General features: G+C 29.8%; 4 protein-coding genes. 1 reads left to right on the forward strand and 3 read right to left on the reverse strand.

Annotated elements, in window-relative coordinates; translation table 11 throughout:
- The coding region (locus tag HM982_RS18215; protein WP_179354724.1) for a transposase at positions 1–390 on the forward strand (390 nt) is incomplete at its 5' end.
- 34 nt (positions 391–424) lie between these two features.
- Here the strand turns inward: HM982_RS18215 and HM982_RS18220 are convergent.
- The 3 genes from HM982_RS18220 to HM982_RS18230 all read right to left on the reverse strand — a co-directional run bounded on the left by HM982_RS18220 (position 425) and on the right by HM982_RS18230 (position 2,844).
- The gene (locus HM982_RS18220; protein WP_179354750.1) at positions 425–1,024 is read right to left on the reverse strand and encodes an RDD family protein; all 600 of its coding nucleotides are present in this window, start codon (positions 1,022–1,024) and stop codon (positions 425–427) included.
- Positions 1,025–1,171: 147 nt separating this feature from the next.
- The gene (locus tag HM982_RS18225) at positions 1,172–2,203 is read right to left on the reverse strand and encodes a thioredoxin domain-containing protein (RefSeq protein ID WP_179354751.1); all 1,032 of its coding nucleotides are present in this window, start codon (positions 2,201–2,203) and stop codon (positions 1,172–1,174) included.
- Between the two features lie 131 nt (positions 2,204–2,334).
- Positions 2,335–2,844: a hypothetical protein gene (locus HM982_RS18230; RefSeq protein ID WP_179354752.1), complete on the reverse strand. Its 510-nt coding sequence runs from the start codon at positions 2,842–2,844 to the stop codon at positions 2,335–2,337.
- Between the last annotated feature and the right edge of the window lie 425 nt (positions 2,845–3,269).

The following is a 3,269-nucleotide window of genomic DNA, read 5'->3' on the forward strand; positions in this document are numbered from 1 at the left end:
AAAACTATTCCAGGTATAGGAAATAAAACCGCAGTAATGCTATTGGTTTTAACCGATGGATTTGATCGTTTTAAAAGCGGTAGCGAATTGTGTAGTTATGCTGGATTAACCCCTGTAGTTAGAAAGAGTGGGAGTAGTGTAAATGGACGGCCTCGTATCAGTAAAATAGGAAATCAGAAACTACGTAATCTGTTATTTATGTGCAGCTTTAATGCTTGTAAATACAATAAAGCATGTCGTGATATTTATGAGAGAATAGTAGCAAAAGGAAAGAGTAAAAAATTGGCATTGATAGCGGTGTGTAATAAACTATTAAAACAGGCTTTTGCTATAGCAAAATCAGGTTTAATATATGATGATACATATAGAAGTACTTTAATGAAAAATTAGTGCATTTTTACTTGTTTTTTACCACAGTACTTTGTTAGCTGTAGTTTTTTATTAATTTAACACCATTTATTAGAACATATAATGTAGAGAAAATTGTAACAATTAATAATAAAATATCCGTTGCACCTAATTCTTTTTCAGATGTAAGAGTTGTTATAATTCCAGATGTCAAATAGTATACAAACCAAGACAAAACTATCAAGTAAACAGTCAAGATTAGAGGTTTTTTTGTTTCAATTTTCTTTAGTTCGTTATTCTTAACCACAAAAGTATTTGATAGATTATCATGAACAGCTCGTTCGTCGTCACTTATTCCAGATAATATACTAATAAATCGGCTAATATTTCTCATGATTAATTGTCCGATTTTCGGCTTTTTACCAGTTTCATTCACAACTTCTGTTTGAGTTTGATATTTTCCAGGTGTTCTACCATATAAATATTCAAAAGTGAAGTAGTAAATAAATCTCACAAGTATATAAGTCAGAAATGCAATCGTGAAGTTTTTAAAAGTCAAAAAGGCAATAGCTACTCCAAAAATCGAAGAAATGATAAAATCAATTATTAGATTTTCACCACGTTGTTCTTCATTGGCTAAATTCAGGTTTTTATATTTTTCGTTCGTGATTTTCATTAAATTACAGCTAACGTTGTTGTGTATGGTTAGTTGCGTGGTTAAGCAACTAAATTAGTAAACTTTTACGAACCCGTGAATATTCCGCAGGAATATTCGCAAGTAGAGAAGAATGAAGCAATTAATTATACACGGTGTTACCACACGTTATTTTTCTGTTTGTTTTATGAAATCGCTAAATTCATTAATGTCTCTCGTGTATCCAATTCTCGAAATTTCGTTGCCGTAAATATCAAGTAATACAAAAAGTGGTTGACTATTTGCTTTATACTCATTAATCTGAAATTCCATATTTTTTTGTCCGATAGTTTTAATATCTTTTTCCAATGTTTTTGAATAGAATTTTTGATTTTCTTCAAGTTCTTTTCTATCGTCAACAAGCAAACTAACGAAAACCAAATTGGTATTTATATAATCTTGAATTTCATATTCGCTTAATATATTTTCCTCGATTTTTCTTGCATTAACACACGCATATCCATTAAAATAGAGCAAAATAGGTTTGTTTAATTCCTTAGATTTTTTTATTCCTAATTCATAGTTGTTATAGGATAATAAACCTTTAACCCATTCGTCACTATCTGGATTCTTTTTTTTTAGTTCGTTTACTTTTTCTTGGCTTTCAGTTATTTGTCTTTCTGTACGAGCATTTAAAGTGTCTGAATATATTATAAAAATCTCAGAATATGGCTTATTCTCATTTGCCTTAATTATTGTATGAAAATCATTCAGTTGAGAGCCAACTAATCCCATATCTTTTAAAAGCTTCTCATCTTTATTCCAATTTTTAATCGAAGCATTTTTCTGAATTAGAGTATTTTGGGCTTTTACTATACGTACGACTTTAGAGTATTCAGGATTACTTTTAATGGATTGTAAAGTTTCTTTTAAATTCTCAAAAGTATATACCTCATTTTTGGTGCTTTCTCCTGCAAATTGAACTAACGAGCTTGCAATAAATGACATATCTCCTTTTGGTCCCATAAAAATTTGTAAATCGATTTCGTCAAATTCACATTTAATGAGAGTTTGAATGTCTAATAAAAATTCATCTATGTTCTCGCTGAAAGTTGTAGACGTAATTTCTTTTTTAAGTAATTGCTTACATTCTTTATTATTTTGCCCGAAAAGGGAAAAGGATATGAATAAAAAACAAATTATGTTAAATTGTATTCTCATTTTTTTTTAATGTGTGGTAACGTGATTGTGTATGGTTAGTTGCGTGGTTAAGCAACTAAGTTAGCAAACTTTTACGAACCCGTGAATATTCCGCAGGAATATTCGCAAGTAGGGAAGAACCTAGCAATTAATTATACACGGTGTTGGCAGACGTTTTTTAAAATCAGTATTATTATTGTAATTCCAGTTATTAGAACATTAAAAAATGTATAATATGTAGCCCAATTCAAATGCTTTGCGATAGTCGCAATTTTATTACTTTCCAATGTATATTTATTAAAAGCTATTGTCCATTTGTCCATATCAGATTTATCATCAGTATTTAATTTTGCTTGGATTCTTGCTTCTCGTTTTATTTTTATTTGCTTTAATACACCAAATTGAGTATTCATTAAAATTTCTCTTATGAAGATTTGACGTTTAATAAATCCGTTTATTAAAATTCCGATAAATACTAATATTAGAGGGATTAGAAAATACAACAAAATTGTGCTGTCATTTGTAATTAGTGAAACCAATGCAGCAGCTAAACCAAGCGAAATTCCTAAAAGCCAATTAGAGTAGCTCTTAAGAGAATCGTCAGTACGCTTAGTGAAAGTATATTCATCAAAAATTTCCTCAAACTTTTTTTCGTTTTCCATAAGTTCTCTTAAATGACTGCCAACGTGTTTGTATATGGTTTGTTGCGTGGTTTAGCACGTAATTTAGCAAATAAAAACCGAATAGAAAATCCGCGAGGATTTTCGTAAGTAGGCTAGAACTAGCAATAAATTATATACGGCTTAAGTTAGCAATTAAATAAAAACACTAAATTAAGATTTATAAATTAGAAAGAACAAAAGAGAGGAGTAAGGTTATTATATACGCAGAGACTTCAGATCTCGTCAACATTGAAAATCCCCTCTCTTTTCTACACAGATTTCGTACAGTTCTATGAGGCTTTAAGACCTCGATTTTAAGTCGTTGAAACTCGCGTAGATTGTCCTTTAAAAAAAACATTTCTTATGAATAAAGATATTAAATATTTTGGAATAGACATTAGCCATTTGGTTTTTGATGTCACAGA

Source organism: Winogradskyella vidalii, assembly GCF_013403955.1.
Taxonomy (GTDB): domain Bacteria; phylum Bacteroidota; class Bacteroidia; order Flavobacteriales; family Flavobacteriaceae; genus Winogradskyella; species Winogradskyella vidalii.

Bases quoted from the DNA above. Each gene is read 5' to 3' on its own strand.
- HM982_RS18220 (WP_179354750.1), bottom strand. From the start codon at position 1,024: ATGAAAATCACGAACGAAAAATATAAAAACCTGAATTTAGCCAATGAA.
- HM982_RS18225 (WP_179354751.1), bottom strand. From the start codon at position 2,203: ATGAGAATACAATTTAACATAATTTGTTTTTTATTCATATCCTTTTCC.
- HM982_RS18230 (WP_179354752.1), bottom strand. From the start codon at position 2,844: ATGGAAAACGAAAAAAAGTTTGAGGAAATTTTTGATGAATATACTTTC.